This is a genomic window from Pseudomonas canadensis (assembly GCF_030980095.1).
Taxonomy (GTDB): Bacteria; Pseudomonadota; Gammaproteobacteria; order Pseudomonadales; family Pseudomonadaceae; genus Aquipseudomonas; species Aquipseudomonas canadensis.
The window spans coordinates 4,084,715-4,102,484 of sequence record NZ_CP133298.1; the positions used below are offsets into that span (position 1 = coordinate 4,084,715).

The 17,770-nt window shown below is 61.3% G+C and carries 14 protein-coding genes; 6 read left to right on the forward strand and 8 right to left on the reverse strand.

All coding sequences use genetic code 11. From position 1 onward, the window contains the following. The 3 genes from RB216_RS18840 to RB216_RS18850 all read right to left on the reverse strand — a co-directional run bounded on the left by RB216_RS18840 (position 1) and on the right by RB216_RS18850 (position 3,454). A complete protein-coding gene (locus RB216_RS18840) occupies positions 1-993 on the reverse strand; it encodes an ABC transporter permease (protein ID WP_122729311.1) in 993 nt (330 codons plus the stop codon). Beyond that, positions 959-2,467, reverse strand: a complete 1,509-nt coding sequence (locus tag RB216_RS18845; RefSeq protein WP_308907723.1) for a sugar ABC transporter ATP-binding protein — start codon at positions 2,465-2,467, stop codon at positions 959-961. The genes RB216_RS18840 and RB216_RS18845 overlap by 35 nt, the downstream gene beginning before the upstream one ends. 63 nt (positions 2,468-2,530) lie before the next feature. Beyond that, entirely contained in the window at positions 2,531-3,454 is a 924-nt protein-coding gene (locus RB216_RS18850) for a substrate-binding domain-containing protein (protein ID WP_028617010.1), read from the reverse strand. A 296-nt stretch (positions 3,455-3,750) separates the two neighbouring features. Here RB216_RS18850 and RB216_RS18855 point away from each other — a divergent pair, with 296 nt between their 5' ends. After that, a complete protein-coding gene (locus RB216_RS18855) occupies positions 3,751-4,428 on the forward strand; it encodes a sterol desaturase family protein (protein ID WP_308907724.1) in 678 nt (225 codons plus the stop codon). After that, complete coding sequence (locus RB216_RS18860) at positions 4,425-5,525, forward strand: SMP-30/gluconolactonase/LRE family protein (protein WP_068937192.1); 1,101 nt, start codon at positions 4,425-4,427, stop codon at positions 5,523-5,525. The genes RB216_RS18855 and RB216_RS18860 overlap by 4 nt, the downstream gene beginning before the upstream one ends. Before the next feature lie 49 nt (positions 5,526-5,574). Here the strand turns inward: RB216_RS18860 and RB216_RS18865 are convergent, their stop codons facing one another. The 4 genes from RB216_RS18865 to RB216_RS18880 all read right to left on the reverse strand — a co-directional run bounded on the left by RB216_RS18865 (position 5,575) and on the right by RB216_RS18880 (position 11,305). Next, complete coding sequence (locus tag RB216_RS18865) at positions 5,575-7,017, reverse strand: PPC domain-containing protein (protein ID WP_308907725.1); 1,443 nt, start codon at positions 7,015-7,017, stop codon at positions 5,575-5,577. Between the two features lie 101 nt (positions 7,018-7,118). Then, positions 7,119-8,183 carry a lipocalin-like domain-containing protein gene (locus tag RB216_RS18870; protein ID WP_308907726.1) on the reverse strand — a complete coding sequence of 355 codons (1,065 nt, stop codon included), beginning with the start codon at positions 8,181-8,183 and terminating at the stop codon, positions 7,119-7,121. Next, positions 8,173-10,635, reverse strand: coding sequence for an ABC transporter permease (locus RB216_RS18875; protein WP_308907727.1), 2,463 nt, complete (start codon positions 10,633-10,635; stop codon positions 8,173-8,175). The genes RB216_RS18870 and RB216_RS18875 overlap by 11 nt, the downstream gene beginning before the upstream one ends. Position 10,636: 1 nt before the next feature. Next, entirely contained in the window at positions 10,637-11,305 is a 669-nt protein-coding gene (locus RB216_RS18880) for an ABC transporter ATP-binding protein (protein WP_028617016.1), read from the reverse strand. Positions 11,306-11,580: 275 nt separating this feature from the next. On the opposite strand from RB216_RS18880, the gene pmrG reads away from it, so the two are divergent. The 3 genes from pmrG (at position 11,581) to RB216_RS18895 (ending at position 15,608) form a co-directional block, all read left to right on the forward strand. Further along, complete coding sequence (gene pmrG, locus RB216_RS18885) at positions 11,581-12,255, forward strand: lipopolysaccharide core heptose(II)-phosphate phosphatase PmrG (RefSeq protein ID WP_028617017.1); 675 nt, start codon at positions 11,581-11,583, stop codon at positions 12,253-12,255. A gap of 177 nt (positions 12,256-12,432) precedes the next feature. Then, positions 12,433-14,088 (forward strand): lipid IV(A) 4-amino-4-deoxy-L-arabinosyltransferase, encoded by a 1,656-nt coding sequence (gene arnT / locus RB216_RS18890; protein ID WP_308907728.1) that lies wholly within the window; start codon positions 12,433-12,435, stop codon positions 14,086-14,088. After that, complete coding sequence (locus RB216_RS18895) at positions 14,088-15,608, forward strand: ArnT family glycosyltransferase (protein WP_308907729.1); 1,521 nt, start codon at positions 14,088-14,090, stop codon at positions 15,606-15,608. The genes arnT and RB216_RS18895 overlap by 1 nt, the downstream gene beginning before the upstream one ends. Positions 15,609-15,611: 3 nt before the next feature. Here RB216_RS18895 and RB216_RS18900 read toward each other — a convergent pair whose 3' ends face one another. Beyond that, on the reverse strand, positions 15,612-16,538 hold the full coding sequence (locus RB216_RS18900; RefSeq protein ID WP_236318141.1) for an ATP-binding cassette domain-containing protein: 927 nt from the start codon (positions 16,536-16,538) through the stop codon (positions 15,612-15,614). A gap of 557 nt (positions 16,539-17,095) precedes the next feature. On the opposite strand from RB216_RS18900, the gene RB216_RS18905 reads away from it, so the two are divergent. Continuing rightward, a complete protein-coding gene (locus RB216_RS18905) occupies positions 17,096-17,404 on the forward strand; it encodes a DUF6124 family protein (RefSeq protein ID WP_028617021.1) in 309 nt (102 codons plus the stop codon). The last annotated feature ends 366 nt before the right edge of the window (positions 17,405-17,770 follow it).

The window sequence follows — 17,770 nt, forward strand, 5'->3', positions numbered from 1 at the left end:
TTATTTGTGGCGCTGACGGCTGATAAAAATCGCCAGCAAAATGATTGCGCCCTTGATCACGCTCTGGACATAGGGCGACACGCCCAGCATGTTCAGGCCGTTGTTCAACACGCCGAGCAACATGGCGCCGAGTAAGGTGCCGACGATCACCCCGCGCCCACCGGCAATCGAGGCACCGCCGAGTACCACGGCGGCAATCGCGTCCAGTTCGAACGACACGCCGGCGTTCGGCTGGCCGCTCATCAGGCGCGAGGTCAATACCAGACCGGCAATCGCCGCCGTAAGGCCGCTGATGCCGTACACCAGCAACTTGAAACGCGCCGCACGCACGCCGGACAACCGCACCGCTTCTTCATTGCCGCCGATGGCGTAGATGTAGCGGCCGATGCGCGTGTGTTGCAGCAGCACGTAGGCCGCCAGGTAGGTGAGCAGCATGATCAGGATCGGCACCTGGATACCGAACAGGCTTTCGCGGCCGAAAAACGCAAACCAATCCGGCAACCCGGAAATCGGGTAGCCATCGGTGTACATCAGGCCCAGGCCACGGGCGATGCCCATGGTCGCCAGGGTCACGATGATCGGCGGCATGTGCAGGTAGGCCACGAACAAGCCGTTGCCGATGCCAAAGGCCACGCCGATCAACATGCCTGCGCCAATCGCCAGGCCGGGCGGCAGGCCCGCGACCATCAACCCGGCGGTGAGCGTGCCGGACAAGGCCATCACCGGCCCTACCGACAGATCGATGCCGCCGGTGAGGATCACGCAGGTCATGCCCACTGCGATGATCGCGTTGATCGACACCTGGCGGGCGATGTTCGACAGGTTGCTGGCAGTGAGGAAGGTGTCGCTGGCGAGGATCATCACCAGGGTCACCACCACCAGCCCGACGAAGGGATAAAATGCCGGCGAGCGCACCAGCCGCGCCAGGTTCAGCCGCAACCGGCTGCTGTCGCCGGTACTAATGGACGTATTCACTTGAGCCCCCTGTTGCATGGCGCATGACCTCTTGAGGATTGACGGCAGATGCTTCGAGTACCTTGACGATGGCGCCCTTGTGGAACACGGCGACGCGGTCGCACATGCCGATGACTTCCGGCAATTCGGAGGAAATCATGATGATTGCGTAGCCTTGTTCGGTGAGGCTGCGCATCAGCGCGTAGATCTGCGCCTTGGCCCCCACGTCGATGCCACGGGTGGGTTCGTCGAACACCAGCACGTCGCAGTGATGGTTGATCCAACGGGCGATCACCACCTTTTGCTGGTTGCCGCCGCTGAGGTTGAACACCCGGCTTTCACTGCTGGGGGCCTTGATCGACAGTTGCTTCATCAGGCCTTCGACGCTGGCGCATTCGCGGTTCTTGTCGATCAGGCCCGAGGCGTTCTGGTATTTGGGCAGGTTGTTCAACGAGATGTTTTCGCGAATGCTGAAGTCGGTGATCAGCCCTTCGCTCTTGCGGCTTTCCGGCAGCAGGCCGATGCCGTGGGCCAGGGCCTGGGCCGGGTCGTCGAGGGTGATTTTCTCGCCGCGCAGCCATACGTCTTTGCTCACCGACGGCAGCGCGCCCATCATGCCCAGGGCCAGTTCGGTACGACCGGAACCGACCAGGCCGGCAAAGCCGAGGATCTCGCCCTTGTGCAGCTGGAAGCTGTTGTGCGGGCCGTTGCGCACCAGTTGGATGTCCTTGACCTCCAGCAACAGCGGGCCACGCTCGGTGTTCGGTTTGGGTGGAAAACTGCATTCCAGGCGGCGCCCGACCATCATCTCGACCAGCCGGTCGATATCACTGTCAGCCACATCGGTAACGCCCACATTGCCGCCGTCGCGCAACACGCTGATGCGGTCGCACACCTGGAAAATCTCCTCCAGGTGATGGGAGATGAAAATCACCGCCACGCCCTGGCGCTTGAGTTCGCGCATGATGTCGAACAGCAGCTCAGCCTCGCTCGGTGTCAGCGTGGCAGTCGGTTCATCCAACACCAGCAGGCGCGCATCCAGGGCCAGGGCCTTGGCGATTTCGACAAACTGCTGCTCGGCCACGCTCAGGTGATTGACCGCACATTGCAGGTCGATGGTCACGCCGAGGCGCTTGAACAAGGCCTCGCTGGCCTCGACCATTTCGCGCTTGCGCAACAGGCCGAAACGGTTACTCAGCTCATGGCCGAGGAAGATGTTTTCCACGGCAGTGAGGTAGGGAATCAGGCTGAACTCCTGGAACACGATGCCGATACCGGCGGCGATTGCGTCGCGATAAGTCGCGAACTGCTGCGCCTGGCCATCGATCAGGATCTGGCCTTCGTCTTGATGCTCGACGCCACCGAGGATCTTCATCAGCGTCGATTTGCCCGCGCCATTTTCGCCGAGCAAGGCATGAATCTCACCGCGCTCGACTTGCAGGTTGATGGACTTGAGGGCCTGTACGCCCGGGTACCGCTTACAGATGTTTTCCAACTTCAGAAGACTGCTCATACCACCGACCTCGTATTCAGAAGGATGACCTGGGCCCCACGTCAGGCGTGGGGCCTAGGCGATTTACCAGCTGAAATCCTTGGCCTTGGCCTGGTCGATCAGGGTGATGTCCACCGGGATGGTGGCCGGCACCTGCGAGCCCCACTTCTTGGCCAGGGCAATGCCCAGCGCCAGGCGGATCTGGTCGCGCGGATACTGCGCTGAGGTGGCGATGAACTTGCTACCGGGCTTCTGGATCGCCTTGATCGCTTCCGGCGCGCCGTCGACGCTGACCAGCTTCACGTCCAACCCGCTGGCTTCGATGGCCGAGAGCGCGCCGAGGGAGCCGTTGTCATTCACACTGAAAATGCCCTTTAGGGCGGGCTGGGCCTGCAGCATGTTTTCGGTGACGGTCAGCGCCTGGTCACGCTCCTGCTTGCCGTTCTGGATGCTGACGATCTTGATATCGGGGTGCTTGGCCACGGCCTCTTTGCAACCGCGCACACGCTCCAGGATCGGCACCACGGCGATGCCGTCGAGGATCGCGATATTGCCCTTGTCGCCGATGTTCTTGGCCAGGTATTCACAGGCCTGGAAGCCAGCGTCAAAGTTCTTCGAGCCGACGAAGGAATCCAGCGGGCCGTCGGCCTGGGCGTCTACCGCGACGACCACGACACCGGCGGCGTGGGCCGACTTGACCGCCGATTGCACGCCGACCGAATCCGTAGGGTTGATCAGCAGGATGTCGATGCCTTTTTGCAGCATGTCTTCGACGTCACTGACTTGCTTGGACACGTCGTGACGGGCGTCGGTGATGATCAGTTTCGCGCCGATGGTCGCGCCGGCTTCTTCCAGGGCGTTTTTCATGGTGACGAAGTAGGGATTGTTGATTTCCTGGAAGGACGCGCCGATGCGGATCGGCTTGGCAGCGTCGGCGAATGCTGGGGAGACAGTGCCGAGGGTGATGCTTACAGCCAATAAACACAGGGTTTTCGGGAGCATTTTCATGGCGTGATTCTCTGTTTTGTTTTTATTGTTAGAGCAAATGTTATCGTTAACATTTTGCGAGAAACTAGCAAGGAAACAGGGGGTGTGCAAGCCCCCACTGGTCGCCTCGGCTGACACGGTCCTTGTAGGAGCCGGCTTGCTGGCGATGGCATCCACTCGCCGTACCTGACACACCGAGGTGTCAGCATCGCCGGCAAGCCGGCTCCTACAGTAGGTCTGTGTGCAGCGCAAAACTCGCACATTCCCCACCACCAACTAAGCTCAGACTCCAACAAAAAAACACCGAGCAACCCGCCATGGACCACCCCACCGAGACCTTTCGCGCCCGTTACCGCGCCACTGTCGCACCCCACTACAACCCTTGGCTGCACGCCAGTTTCGTGTTCGGCTACGGCATCGTGTGCATCGCCCTGGCCTGGTCATCCACGCATCAGATCAGCGCTGTGCAATGGCTGACCGTGCCGCTGACCCTGGTGTTCTTCAACCTCTGCATCTACCTCGTGCACCGTCACCTCGGCCACCACAAGCACGCCTTGGCCCGGCTGTTCTACGCACGCCACACCGGCGATCATCACAGTTTCTTCACCCCCGGCCACATGACCTACGACAGCCCCCGCGACTGGCGCGTCATCCTGTTCCCGGCCTGGCTGATCGTGCTGCACAGCCTGGCAATCACTCTGCCTGCCTGGTGGTTGCTCAAACAATTGAGCCCCAATGTCGCCGGCCTGTTCGCGGGGTGCATGATCCTCGGGTATTTACTTTACGAAGTGTTTCACGCCTGCGAGCACCTGCCCGCCAGCCACCCAGTGGCGCGCTTGCCGTGGATCCGCCAGATGCACCATCTGCACGCCCTGCATCACCGCTGTGAACTGATGCAGGGTCGCAACTTCAACATCGTCCTTCCCCTGATGGATTACCTGTTCGGCACCCTGCATTGGGAACCGAGCATCAACGACAACCAGGCATCGTCATGAGTACCCGTCCCAAAAAACTACGTCATCTGCTGTTTCTACTGCTTCTGGCGGTGGTCGCCTTTCTGCTGTTGATGCCGACCAAAGTGCAACCCGTAAACTGGACGCCACCCACGGCGCCGTCGATGAAGAGCGGCCTTTACACCGAGAACCAGCGCCTCAAGGGCGTGCAGAAAATCGGCGCCCAGGACATCGCCGGGCCCGAGGCCTTGCTGCTGGACGCCCAGGGCTTTTTGATCAGCGGCTTGCATGACGGGCGCATCATCCGCACCTCGCCCGACAGCCGCAGCCTGGAAGTATTGGCCAATACCGGCGGAAGGCCCCTGGGCCTGGCGCTGCACCCGGATGGGCGCCTGATCATTGCCGACGGGATCAAGGGCTTGCTCGCCCTGGATGCAAAACACCAACTCACTACGTTGAGCACCAGTGCCAACGGCCTGCCCTTCGGTTTCACCGATGACGTCACCGTGGACGCGAGCGGGCGTTATGCCTACTTCAGCGATGCGTCGAGTCGCTGGGGCTACGGGCAGGACGGCGAAGCGGTGATCGAACATGGCGGCGACGGTCGGCTGCTGCGCTATGACTTCAGCAACGGCAGCACCGACGTGCTACTGGACCAACTGCAATTTGCCAACGGCGTGGCCTTGGGGCCGGATGAAAACTTCGTGCTGGTGAATGAAACCGGCGCCTACCGTATCAGCCGTTACTGGCTCAAGGGCGAGCGCGCCGGCACCCATGACCTGTTTATCGACAACCTGCCCGGCCTGCCGGACAACCTTAGCTTCAACGGCCAGGACCGTTTCTGGGTAGCGCTGTATTCGCCACGCAATCCGTTGCTTGACAGCTTTGCCGGCTACCCATTGCTGCGCAAGGTGATGGTACGGGCGCTGATGGTGGTGCCCAAGCCTATCGAACGCAAAGCCTTCGTGCTGGGCTTGGATCCCGAAGGTAAGGTCATCGCCAACCTGCAGGACGGCAGCCCGGGGAACTACTCGCCGATCACCACCGCACGGGAATATGGAAACTGGTTGTACCTGGGCTCGTTGAAAGGCACGAGCATGGCGCGGCTACCGCTGGACCTGGCATTGGCGGGCGAATAAAAAAAGGGGCAGCCTCGTCAGGCTGCCCCTTCTCACTCACACCGTTGAATCAGTGAACGATGTTCTGGGTGCAGATGTGCCCGAAGGTCACGTAAGGCACGTTCTCGCCACCCACGCCCACGCCAGGGAACTCGTCCAGCTCGATACGCCAGCCGCCGAAGTTGAAAGTGGTGTCCCAGGTGTAGGTGACGCCCGTGCTGCTGTCCGGATACTGCACACGGTTATCGCCGAAGCAGTCGCCGATACCGGAACTGGCCTGGGATGTGCCCGCACTGTTGGTGGTGGCCTTGAAGTCGGTCCAGTGGAACTCGGCACCGTCAAAGCGTTTGTCGATACGCAGAACCGGCGTAACGCCCAGCAGCGGTGCGCCCGTGGAGTCGGACCAATTGGTGGTCCAGTTCACCGTACGTCCCGCCTGGGTCGCCATCCAGAAAATCGACGCCGGTACACGCACGATATTGTCACCCTTCACATCAGACGTGTTCAGGCGCGGCGTAGAGCCCAGGCTCAACTGGTATTGCTTGGTCGAATCCTGAACCACGGCCGGATTGGCCCGCACACGCACCTTCACCGTGGTGCCCGGCGTGACACTCGGGTAGGTCGAGGTCGAGCCGGCAGGGATGGTGACCCAATTGACGCCGTCAAAACGATCGAAAATCCATTGGTTGCGGCTGCCGTTCGCGTCACCGGCCAGGTACATGCTCACGCTTTGGCCACGCACCGCCTTGAAGTCGAAGTAATCGACATCGTTGGCGTTGTCGAGGTTGCCGGTCACCTTGTTCATCGAGTCCGGCAGCACAAAGGCGGTTTGCGGCGTGTCATTGGGCTCATAGGCATCGACGTTGGTATCCACCGCCACGCCAAAGCTGAATTGCGAGCTGCTGGCGACCTTGGCGACCATGTACCAGTAGTAATCACCGGCCGGCAGCACGCCGTTGAGGTACTCGTCGGCATTGCCTGCGGCATCCGAGGAACCCACCACGCTCAGGTTGCCCTGGCCGTCGTCCTGGAACAGGGTCAGCGACATGTCGGTGCCCGCGCTCTGGTTGACCAGTTGCACCTGGACCCGCGCGTTTTCTGGCAGGTTGAAGTGATAAGCGAACTCTTCACCTTGAGCCACACCCGTGATGGTGTAGAGCGTGTTGATATCCAGGGTGGGGAACAGCGGGACGAAGGCCGCAACGGCAGCGCTCTTCAGCTCGGCCTGGCCGGGCTTTTTCAACTCACCGACCACGGTGTTGAAAGGCGCGGATTTGACGGACTGCGTGACAGCCTTGGACTGACCGGTCTTGGCTGCCTTCAGCTTTTGCTTGAGGCTGGCCGGGACCTTCGCCGCGTCCAGCTTGCCGCCGGATTTCAGGGCTTTGTCCACGGCCTGCCTGACCACTTCGACATTGAGTTTCTGAGGGTATTGCTCGGCCAGGGCAAAGGCCGAAACGAAGCAGGAGGCCGCCATGGCCGCGCCCAGCATAAAGGCTTTTTTAGATTTCATTTTTTATCCATCCATAGTTAAAAACTGAAGGTCAGGTGACATCCGGTCACCTGGGATGGAATCTAGCCGCATACTGTATGCATGTCCAGTATTTTTATTTGCTAATACCCCGTCATTTCCAAATAGCCCACCCCACCGTCAAACCGTACCGGCCCTTCCCAGTACGGAATGCTCAGGTTCATCCAGGCGTTCGGGTTGACGGCTTGGGTGATGATATCCAACTGTTTGCCAGGGATTTTCAGCGACCAGCGCGTGGGAATCTTGCGCCCATCAATCGTGGTGGTTTCCAACGGTGTCAGTTGGATATCTGCGTTGTGCAGCGTTTGCGTCTGGCCTTGCGCGTCGATCCAGGTGCCCGTGAGATACCCAGCGCCGTCGGCTTGCCGTACCCGAAACAACATCAACTGCTCGCCCCGGTCCAGGTGCAGGGAAAACCAGTCCCAGCCGGTCTGGCCGGCGCTCAGCGGTTGGCTGCTCCACTCGCGGTCGAGCCAGGCCGGGCCGGTGACTTTATAGACCTCGCCATCGATAGTGACGCTACCACTGGCACTGAAAAACGGCTGGCTGTAGTAGTACGACGCTTGGCCCTGGTCGGACTTGCGGCTGTAGCCGTTGTCGCCCTGCAACACCAGTGAGCGACTGGACGTCAGGTGCAGGTCATAGGCGAATTGCGCACCACTGGCCTTGAGTTGCATGTCGGCCAAGCTGCTCGCGGCGCCGGGACGGGTGACAAAGTTCCAATCGTCGATCCAGGCGTTGAACGGCTGCGCCTGGGCCCCGGCCTGGCCCACGCCGCCGCCGCGCGCAAAGCGTTCGGCGGCATAGTGGTGAGTGGCGGACGTCACGGCGGCGTGGCCAAGCCAGATTGTCGAATCACGCCAGCTCGCCTCGGTCGGCCCGGCCTTGCGCGCATTGCGGAACAACGTCCACTGCACGCCGAAGACATTGCCCTGCGCGTCCTTGAGGTTGGCGGTGACGTACCACCACTCGATACGAAAGCCCTGATGGGGGCCATGGTCCTCAGGAAAACTGAACACTTTGCCGGGCACCACTTGGGCAAAGTCCGCCGCGTCACTGCCCAGGCCGGCGAAGCTTTCCTGCGGCTCAGGGACTTTGTCACAAGCGACCAGTAAGCAGCACATCCACAACAGGCACTTAATCTTCATTGGCAAACGTCCTCAACAGATCCGCCGGACGGCTGCGATACAACTGCCACAACGGCCATGCCGAGGCCAGCAACGTCGCAACCATCGCCAACCCGAGCAATTGCGCGAGTTGCCACGGGAACACCTGCAACGGCAGGCGCCAACCGAAAGCCTGCACATTGATCACCGCGTCCAGGCACCAAGCCAACAGCAAGCCGAGCGGCAAGGCCAGGACCAGGGTAAGCACCGCCAACAGCCAGGTCTGGCCGAGATTGAGCAGCATCAATTGCCGGCGCGTGACGCCCAATGCCCACAGTGGTGCGAGCTGGCCCAGGCGACTCTGGCTCTGGGTCAACAGGCTGATGAACAGCGCCACGCCGGCCACGCCCAGCGTCAGGCTGTTCAGGGCAGCAGTGGCGGCGAAGGTACGTTCGAACACCTGGCTCGACCAGCCCTTGAGTTGCTGTTGATCGACGATACGGCTGTCGTCCAGGGCAAAGGCGCGCTGCACCTCACGGGTCAGCAACGCCACATCCGAAGGTGACACACGCAGGTTGAAACGCGCCGGAGACAGCGTCGGCCAATGGGTCAGCAGGTGCTTGGAATTGACCAACACATGGCCTTTGGGGTTGCCGTAATCGGCGTAGATCCCCACTATCTTTGGCGTCCAGGTGCCTTGAGGCGTGGGGATACTCAGGGTATCGCCCAACTTCACCGCCAGCCTGCGCGCCAGTTGCTCGCTGAGCATCAACGTGTCGCCTTGCTGCAGTTGATCCCACGGCTCGCTCGACGCCTCCAACAGCGGCCAATGCTGGCGATAAGTGGGGTCGTCGACCACGCCAAACACATCCGCCGGCCAGCCCTGCAACTGCACCGCAACCTGCCAGGTGGGCAGCACCGTCTGCACCAGCGGTTGTTGCGCCAACCAACGGCTCAGTTGCTGCGCCTGGGCCGGGTTTTGTGGGTTGAGGTACAACTCGGCGGTGAGACGCTGCTCCAACCAATTGTTGAAGGTATGACGAAACCCCGAGGTCATGGAGCCCGCCCCGATATTCGCGGCCAAGGCCAACAGCAGCGCCATCAGGGCCAGGCTCAACGCCGGCAATTGCTGACGGCAATCAGCGAGAAACCACTGGCCCAGCACCGAGCGGCTGCGTCCCAGAACAGCCTTGAGCAGGCCATTGAGCACCACCGGCAACCCCAGGGCCGCGCCGAGCAGCAACGCAGCCATCAGCACGAAGCCGGCAGCCAGGCTGTGACCGAACCACAGCGCCAGCACAGCGATTACCAACGCGGTACTGGCCACCCACCCTTGACGCCGCAACCAACGCCCATGGGCCTCATGCCAGGCCTGGGCATTGGCCAGCGCCAACAAGGGCAAGCGCGCCGCCCGCCACAGGCTGCTGGCACCGGCCAGCAACGCGCCGAGCAAACTCAAGCCCAACCCCGCGCCCCACCACCAAGGGCTCAGGCTCAATTGACCCGGCACCTCGGCACCATATAAACCACGCAGGCTGGCAGCGACATCGGGCAGCAACAGACTCGCCAGCAGGTAGCCGCTGGCCACGCCCAACACGCCCCCCAGCAACGAAAGCACGCCGAGTTCGACGCCCAGGCTGATAATCAACAGACGCACACTGACGCCGCAGGCGCGCAAGGTGCGCAACAGCCCGCGCCGTTGCTCCAGGGCAAGACCAATGGCGGCGTGCACGATAAACAACCCGACCACAAAGGACAGAAAGCCCAATGCATCGAGGTTCAGGTGAAAGCTTTCGGTAAGACGCGCAAGGTTATTGTCCTCGCCCTGCTTGAGTTGCAGCCCGGCGGGCGGCGTGGGCTGGCCAGCGGCGAAAGCCTTGTCCACTAACAGCCGCGACAGGCGATCAGGCATCTCCAGCACAGGCTGGGCAAAGCCGATATCGGTGAGCAACAATCCGGGGGCCATATCGGCCTGGGCTTGCAGCGGCGGCAGGGCGTGTCCGTTCAGGGTGATGGGCTGTTGACCTGCATGCAGCCCCAAGTCCTGCAAGGTCTGCGGCGCAATCCAGGTACGCCCCGGCGGATCGAAAAACGCCAGCATCTGCGCCTGGCTCATGCGCTGCCCCGCCACTGCGCCACTGCCCGGCAACGACAACGGGTCGATGCCCATCAATTGCAGGCGCACATGCTCCAGCCCCTTGAGTTGCACCCGCCCTTGAACCACCGGCGACACCGGCCATCCCGCGCGCCGCAACTGTGCAAATACGTCCTGTGGGAAGCTGGCGCCGTCCGGCGTGCCAAGACTGGCCTGGGGCTCGCCGCCGATCAAATGACTGGCGCGGGCATAGCTGTCCCGCGCCTGGCTGTTGAGGGCCTGCACGCCGATCAGCAACGCGGTGGCCAGCCACAAACCGGTGAGCACGCTGAAAAACTGCACGGGATGGCGCCGCCAATGGCTGAGCAGCGCACGCAAGGTCCAATAAAAAACCGCCATTTCAAACAGCGCTCGCCGGCACGACACGACCACGCTGCAGTACCACCTGCCGGTCCAGGCATGCGGCGATACGCGGGCTATGGGTGACCATCAACAAGCTGGTGGGGCTGTCACGCAGCAAGTCCAGCAGCAGTTGCAACACCTCGTCGCTGGTCGCTTCGTCCAGGTTGCCGGTGGGTTCGTCGGCCAATAGCAGGCCCGGCCGTGACGCCAATGCGCGCCCCACCGCGACCCGTTGCTGCTGGCCGCCGGAAAGCTGTTCCGGATAACGCTTGAGCAGATCGCCCAGGCCCAGACGCTCCACCAACTGTGCCTGCCAGTGCGGGTCAAACCGTCCTGCCAACCGCGCCTGGAACGCAAGGTTGTCCTCGACCCGCAGGCTGCTGATCAGGTTGAACTGCTGGAACACCAGCCCGATCTCCGTGCGCCGCCAGTGGGCCAGCTGCGCTTCGCTGAGTTGATCGAGACGCCGCTCGCCGACCTGGATGCTGCCCCCCTCCACCCGATCCAACCCGGCCACCAGGTGCAGCAAGGTGCTCTTGCCACTGCCCGACTCACCCATCAACGCCAGGCTGCTGCGCTCGGCCAGGTGCAGATCCACACCGGCCAACACCGCCAACGGTCCCTGGGGGGTGGCATAGCTTTTGAACACACCTTGCACCTGCAGCATGACGACACTCGTTTGAGGGGGGGGCAATCGAGAATAACGGCTGCCGATCCCGGTCATGCAAATTTTTCACATCGATTTCACCGACTGCCCACCCACCCCTCTTTAAATTACCGGCCAAGCGTCACTTGTTGGCAACTTGTTAGTTGTCAAGCTTCACAACTTTTTACATGCAAAATGTTCAGCGAAAAGACAGCCGCCGTGTGACAGCCTCTTGTTCCATTACCGGCATTCGCCCACACGTTGCGCCTAATTAATAGAACATTGCCAACACTACCATGGTGAATAAAGTGGTTGACCTTACCCTGACCAAACCGCGCTCGCGATGGGCCTTTATCAGGCGCCTGCGACGGCTGTGGCTGGGCTTGTTCGTGGTGGGTTTGCTGCTTGCCGCCAGCCTGCTTTGGCACGCATCGCCAAAGGACCTCGGTATCGGCAATCGCCTGTTGACCTCCCACGTGCTGCCCCTCTGGCGTGACGGCGACCTGATCGTGCTGGTGCGTCATGAAGAGCGTTGCGACCGCTCGACCAACCCTTGCCTGGGCCCCGTGGAAGGCCTCACGATTCATGGCAGCCAACAGGCCGAAGAGCTCGGAAACGCCTTTAAATCATTGGGCATGGGCACAAGCGACGTACTTGCCAGCCCCACGATTCGCACTGCGCAGACCCTGCGTTTCATGTTCGGCAAAAACGAGTTGACCTCCGGCCAGCAGGCCGTCTGCGGCACGGCCATGGGCGAAGAATTGCTCAGTCATAAGGCCCCTGGACGCAACCTGGTGTTCGTCACCCACAGTGGCTGCATCGCCGACTTCGAAAAAGCCCAGGGTTTCCCCCATGCTGCGTTCCCCGAATACGGCAGCGCGTTGTTTGTGCAGACATTACCCAACGGTAAGTTGAAGATCCTGGGCATCGTCAATGGCCCGGACTGGCCCGCCGCATTGAAACAACTCTAGAAATATTCCTGTCCGGTTGTTCAGCAAAAAGACAGCCCTGTTCTGGCATGTTTAGTTGCGCCCTTTAACTAAGGACGTCATGAATATTTTCCGTCATTCAGTGAACATTGTGATTTGCTCTTCTATTACTTCATTACTTGAAATCCCCACAACTAAACGTCAGGGAGCGACGTTTGCATGACTCATTTAAAACCCCTGCCAGTCTTATTACTGGCCTTTGTCGCGTTTTACCTGTTGCCCCTGGGCCTGCACGGCTTATGGATCCCGGACGAAACCCGCTACGCCCAGATCAGCCAGGAAATGCTCCAGAGCGGCAACTGGGTAGCGCCGCATTTCATGGGCATCCGCTATTTCGAAAAACCCGCTGGCGGCTATTGGTTGATCGCCTTGGGCCAGTCGGTGTTCGGCCAGAACCTGTTCGGTGTGCGCATCGCCTCGGCCCTTACTTCCGGCTTGAGCGTGCTGCTGGCCTACTTGATCGCCCGCCGCCTGTGGAATGACCCGCGCAAAAGCTTCGCCTGCGCCCTGCTCTACCTGAGCTTCGGCCTAGTGGCCGGTCAAGCGGGCTATTCCAACCTGGATCCGCAATTCACCCTGTGGGTCAACCTGAGCCTGGTAGCCCTGTGGTTTGCCCTCGACAGCCACACAGTGCGCGGTCGTCTGTGGGCCTGGGCCGTCGTGGGCCTGGCCTGCGCCCTGGGTTTCCTGACCAAGGGGTTCCTGGCCTTGGTTCTGCCGGTGTTGATCGCCGTGCCTTACATGCTCTGGCAACGCCGCCTGGGCGAACTGCTGCGCTATGGCCCGCTGGCCATGCTGGTGTGTTTGCTGGTGTGCCTGCCTTGGGCGTTGGCGATCCATCTGCAGGAACCGGACTTCTGGCGGTTCTTTTTCTGGAATGAACACATCCGCCGCTTCAGCGCCGACAACGCACAGCACGTGCGGCCGTGGTGGTTCTTCCTGCCGATCATCGCGGTGGCTTGCCTGCCCTGGGCTGGGCTGCTGCCGAACACCCTGTGCAAGACCTGGCAGGAAAAGCGCCAGCCGGCGATCGCTTTCCTGGCCCTGTGGCTGTTGTTGCCGCTGGGTTTCTTCAGCCTGAGCAACGGCAAGCTGCCGACCTACATCATGCCGTGCCTGCTGCCCCTGGCCTTGTTGATGGGGCATACGCTGGTCGGCCTGATCAACCAGCATAAAGCCCGCACGATCTGCCTCAATGGCCTGCTCAACTTCGTGATCGGCATGGCGGCCATGATCGTGCTGATCTACCTGCAAATCGCTCGACCGCTGTACAGCAACAGCCATGCGGAAATGTTCAGCCTGTCCCTGGCGTTTATCGTGTTGCTGGGGTGGATCCTCACCAACCTGCTACAAGCCTTCCGCCCGCTGACGCTGTGGGCGATGCCGGCCCTGGGCATCGGCTTGCTGGTGATCCTGCTGCCGGCAAGCATGCCGGAGTGGATCGCGGACAACGAAATGCCCGACCAGTTTGTGCTCGAACACTTGGAAGAACTGCAACAGACCCAAGCCCTGCTGAGCAATGAACTGGGGAATGCCAGTGCCTTGGCCTGGCGCCTGAAACGCCCGGAAGTCGCGTTGTATGACACCGAGGGCGAGCTGCGTTACGGCTTGCAGTACGCAGGGTCAGTGCATCGCAAAGTGGGGTTGGACGACGTGCAGACCTGGCTCAAGGAAAAGCGCCAACAGGGCTCGGTCGGCGTGCTTCTGCGCGTCAACAGCACCAGTGAAATGCGCGAAGCCGGGCAACTGCCACCGGGTGGCAAACGCTACTACAAAGGCTCCCTCGAACTGATCATCTACCCGCAATCGCCTTGATGTCAGCTTTCTGGAAGACCGAACGCGGCGCCCTGCTGCTGTTGCTGGGCGTCACCGCCCTGCTTCTGCTGGCCGGTTTGGGCGCGCGCGACCTGTGGGGCCCGGAGACCCGATGGGCGAACATCACCTTGCAGATGCTGCAGAGCGGTGACTATTTCGATCCCTACCTCAAGGGCGCGCCCTATTACGACAAACCCCTGCCCTCCTACTGGCTGATCACTGCCAGTGCCCACATGCTGGGTGGCCTCGGTCCCTGGTCACTGCGCTTGCCGTCCGTGATCGGCGCCTGGCTGAGCGTGTGGCTGGTCTACCTGATCGGCGAACAGCTACTACGCAAGGGCACCGGGCTGATTGCCGGCTGGATGCTCGCCACCACCTTCTACTTCCTGTTCTGGGCGCGCGTGGCCACGGCGGACGTGCTGACGGTGTGTGGCGTGCTGGCGGCGGTCTGGTGGTACTGGCGCGGGCCGGAGGACACGCGGCTCGGTCGCTATACCGTGTTCTTCCTGCTGCTGGCCGTGACATCGCTGTTCAAAGGGCTGATCGGTTTTGTGCTGCCCGGCCTGGTGCTGCTACCGCACCTGCTGGCTGAACATCGCTACAAACGCCACCTCAACCTGCGCCTGGTGTGTGCCTTGCTGATCGCTGCAGCGGTGTATGCCGTGCCCTTCGTGCTGTCCCATGTCTACGGCGCGCCCACCTATGGCGAAAGCGGCCTGGCGCTGGTGTTTCGCGAAAACGTGGTGCGGTTCTTCGATCCCTTCGACCACATGGGCCCGATCTACACCTACCTGATCTACCTACCCGCCTACACCCTGCCCTGGGTGCCCTGCTGGCTGCTCGGTTTGTGGCTGGCGCTGCGGCACTGGCGCCAGACCCCACCTAATGTGCGCTGGCTGGTGTGGGGCCTCGGTCTGTTGTTCGTGTTCTTTACCGCCAGCGGCAGCCGCCGCAGCTACTACGTACTGCCACTGGTGCCCTTCGCCCAATTGCTCGGCGCCTGGTGGGTCAGCGAACGCCTGCTGGCCAGGCCTGACAGCACACCGCGTTGGTTCAAGGGGTTCGCCATTGCCGCCACGCTGATGCTGTTGATACTCGGCGTGGTCTACCCCTGGAGCAACGGCAATGGCGGCGTGACGCGCTTTGCCGAGGACGTGCGAACCGAAGCGACGCAAAGCGCGCCGTGGGAGCAATGGCAACTCGTGTTGGTGGAAGCGGACAACAAAGTGCCGATGTACCTGCAAAACGGCGGCAAGCCGTTCTACTACGTGGCCGAGACCCAGGACTTCCCGCGCCAGGGCGATAGCGCGGCATTCCTGGCCTGGCTGGAAAAAACCAGCGGCAAGGCCTTCAATCCGCAACGCACGATCATTGTCGCGCAGTACACCAAGGACGATCCCGCGCCACTGGCTTATCTGGGTAAGGATCATCGGGTCATTAGCACCCAGCTGGATAATGGCGAGCGCCTTTTCCACAGGCGGGAGAATGGGAGCGTGGCGTTCATTCCCACGGTCCACTGAGCATCAGGGGTGTTTGTTTTTCCCTGGGGTCGGGACGTCGATGGGCGCAACGCTGCTGCTCAACCCCGCCACCTGCTCCTGCACCGCCCGCCCCTCCGCCCGATTGCGGATAAACCCAGCACGGGTAAACCGCTCCAGGAACGGCACCGGCAGGGTTTTGTCCGGTATCACTGCCGGCTGCTCGGCCACATCACCGAACAGGGTATACGCGGCACTTGGCAAGTGCCGGGTGTTGAGGTCGCTGGTCAGCCTTCCTTCCTGCAACACGATCGCGCGGTTGGTGACCCGTTGCAGGTCGGACAGGCGCTGGGAAATGTAGAGGATCGCCACGCCCCGTGCGCGCTGGCTATCGATCAGGCCAAGCAGGCTTTCGGCGTCGGCTTCCGACAGGGCGGCAGTGGGTTCGTCGAGAATCAGGAATCGGGGTTTCTGGGCAAAGGCGCGGGCCAGCACCAGCAGTTGGCGGTCCGCCTGGCCGAGGCGTTCGACCGGGTGTTGCAGCGGCAGGTCCAGGCCCAGCCCGGCGGCGATGGCTTCGGCACGTTGCAGCAGGTTTTTGCGGTTGAGCAAGAAGTCGGCATCGGGTTGGCCCAGTTCATCGAGCAGCAGGTTCTCCGCCACACTCAGGCCGGGGGCGATCCCATCGTCGGGACGTTGGTGCACCGCCACGATGCCGACCCGGCGCGCCGACAACGGTGAGGTGAAACGTTGGCGCTGGCCATCGACCCACAGCTCACCGGCGTCCGGCGCCAGGGTGCCGCTGAGGATCTTTACCAGGGTCGATTTTCCCGCCCCCGTGGCGCCGAGCAACGCCACGCCTTCGCCCGGATAAATATCCAGGCTGACCTGATCCAGCGCCCGTTGGGCACCAAAGGTTTTGCACAGGCCAAGCAGGCGAATCAGGAACTTGGGGGCAACGGGGTTGCTCATGGCTCATCTCTAAGGCGGAACGGTGACTCATTACAACGCTCTGCGGCGCTGATTTATTCCGAACAACAATGAGTTATGTCCCGAATTAAATGCATTACCTCATGAACAATCCAATAGCTGAATCGCATAGCCAAAATCTTTTGAGTTATAAGGCACTTGTCAGCAGTTTGATGAATGCTTTCAGCAGGGCAACCATCAATCCCACGCGGGCCGCGGTAGAGTAGTGAGCGGTAGGATTGGTGGCATTTGGTCATGGTTTGTAAAGGGCCAGCAAGGCGTGTCGCTTTTAATTGCAGGACGTTTCCTAGACAATCCTCGCCGCCTTGTGCCTGTTGGGGTCGGTGGCTAGTCTTCGCTCCGTCACTGAACTTCAGTGATCGGGTTTAGCAGCCTGACTTCAATGGGCACACGGTTCACATCTGCGTTTATGGTGGCTGTGCGCGGGGCACCTTCGGGTGCGCTGGTTTTCCTATTGACCGGTCTGCTAACCCGCGTACAGCTGCCACCCGCGTTTAGCAGCGTCGGCGGTAGCTCCTTTACTCAATAGGAGTTGCACCATGAACAAAGCCCTACCCGACCCACCCTGTGACCCCGCCAAAGACCGCGCCGCCTTCAACCGCGCCATTGACCATTACCTGCCTTCACAGGGTTTCCACGCCATCAACGAAGACCTCAGCTTCGAAGACGCCCTGCTCTACACCGCCAGTTTGCTCGACAGCGCTTCAGCGACTGCATTGGATTGCGGCGCGCTGCTGCCCAGCCCCGAGCGGGCCAAGATCCTGGCGGTGTGGCATTTACTCGAAATTGCCAAGACGACGGTGGATCGCTCCATCGCATGCTTGAAACCGTCGCCTACCCCTGCCTGAACGCGATCAAAAAATGTAGGAGCTGGCTTGCCGGCGATGGTCTTCAACGATGACGCGGGGAACCAGACAGAACGCGGCGTTCTCACGTTTTTCGCCGGCAAGCCGGCTCCTACAGAAAACGAAAAGCGTATCTACGATGCGAAGCGAGTCGCTCTTGATCTTGATTTTGATCTTAGGCGCCCCGTCAAACACGCTGGCCGAACGCAGGCTTGAATCCATGGGTAACCCGGCAGGACGCCGGGTTAGCCGCGCTGGGCCAAGGATGGCCCATCGCGGCGGCCCACGGATTCAAGCCGGAGTGAGGGCACACCGAGCCTAAGCGAGGTGCCGAGTGTTGGGGCAAGAGCGTTTTGCTTACTTTTGCGC

Bases quoted from the DNA above. Each gene is read 5' to 3' on its own strand.
- RB216_RS18840 (WP_122729311.1), bottom strand. From the start codon at position 993: ATGCAACAGGGGGCTCAAGTGAATACGTCCATTAGTACCGGCGACAGC.
- RB216_RS18845 (WP_308907723.1), bottom strand. From the start codon at position 2,467: ATGAGCAGTCTTCTGAAGTTGGAAAACATCTGTAAGCGGTACCCGGGC.
- RB216_RS18850 (WP_028617010.1), bottom strand. From the start codon at position 3,454: ATGAAAATGCTCCCGAAAACCCTGTGTTTATTGGCTGTAAGCATCACC.
- RB216_RS18855 (WP_308907724.1), top strand. From the start codon at position 3,751: ATGGACCACCCCACCGAGACCTTTCGCGCCCGTTACCGCGCCACTGTC.
- RB216_RS18860 (WP_068937192.1), top strand. From the start codon at position 4,425: ATGAGTACCCGTCCCAAAAAACTACGTCATCTGCTGTTTCTACTGCTT.
- RB216_RS18865 (WP_308907725.1), bottom strand. From the start codon at position 7,017: ATGAAATCTAAAAAAGCCTTTATGCTGGGCGCGGCCATGGCGGCCTCC.
- RB216_RS18870 (WP_308907726.1), bottom strand. From the start codon at position 8,183: ATGAAGATTAAGTGCCTGTTGTGGATGTGCTGCTTACTGGTCGCTTGT.
- RB216_RS18875 (WP_308907727.1), bottom strand. From the start codon at position 10,635: ATGGCGGTTTTTTATTGGACCTTGCGTGCGCTGCTCAGCCATTGGCGG.
- RB216_RS18880 (WP_028617016.1), bottom strand. From the start codon at position 11,305: ATGCTGCAGGTGCAAGGTGTGTTCAAAAGCTATGCCACCCCCCAGGGA.
- pmrG (WP_028617017.1), top strand. From the start codon at position 11,581: ATGGTGAATAAAGTGGTTGACCTTACCCTGACCAAACCGCGCTCGCGA.
- arnT (WP_308907728.1), top strand. From the start codon at position 12,433: ATGACTCATTTAAAACCCCTGCCAGTCTTATTACTGGCCTTTGTCGCG.
- RB216_RS18895 (WP_308907729.1), top strand. From the start codon at position 14,088: ATGTCAGCTTTCTGGAAGACCGAACGCGGCGCCCTGCTGCTGTTGCTG.
- RB216_RS18900 (WP_236318141.1), bottom strand. From the start codon at position 16,538: ATGAGCAACCCCGTTGCCCCCAAGTTCCTGATTCGCCTGCTTGGCCTG.
- RB216_RS18905 (WP_028617021.1), top strand. From the start codon at position 17,096: ATGAACAAAGCCCTACCCGACCCACCCTGTGACCCCGCCAAAGACCGC.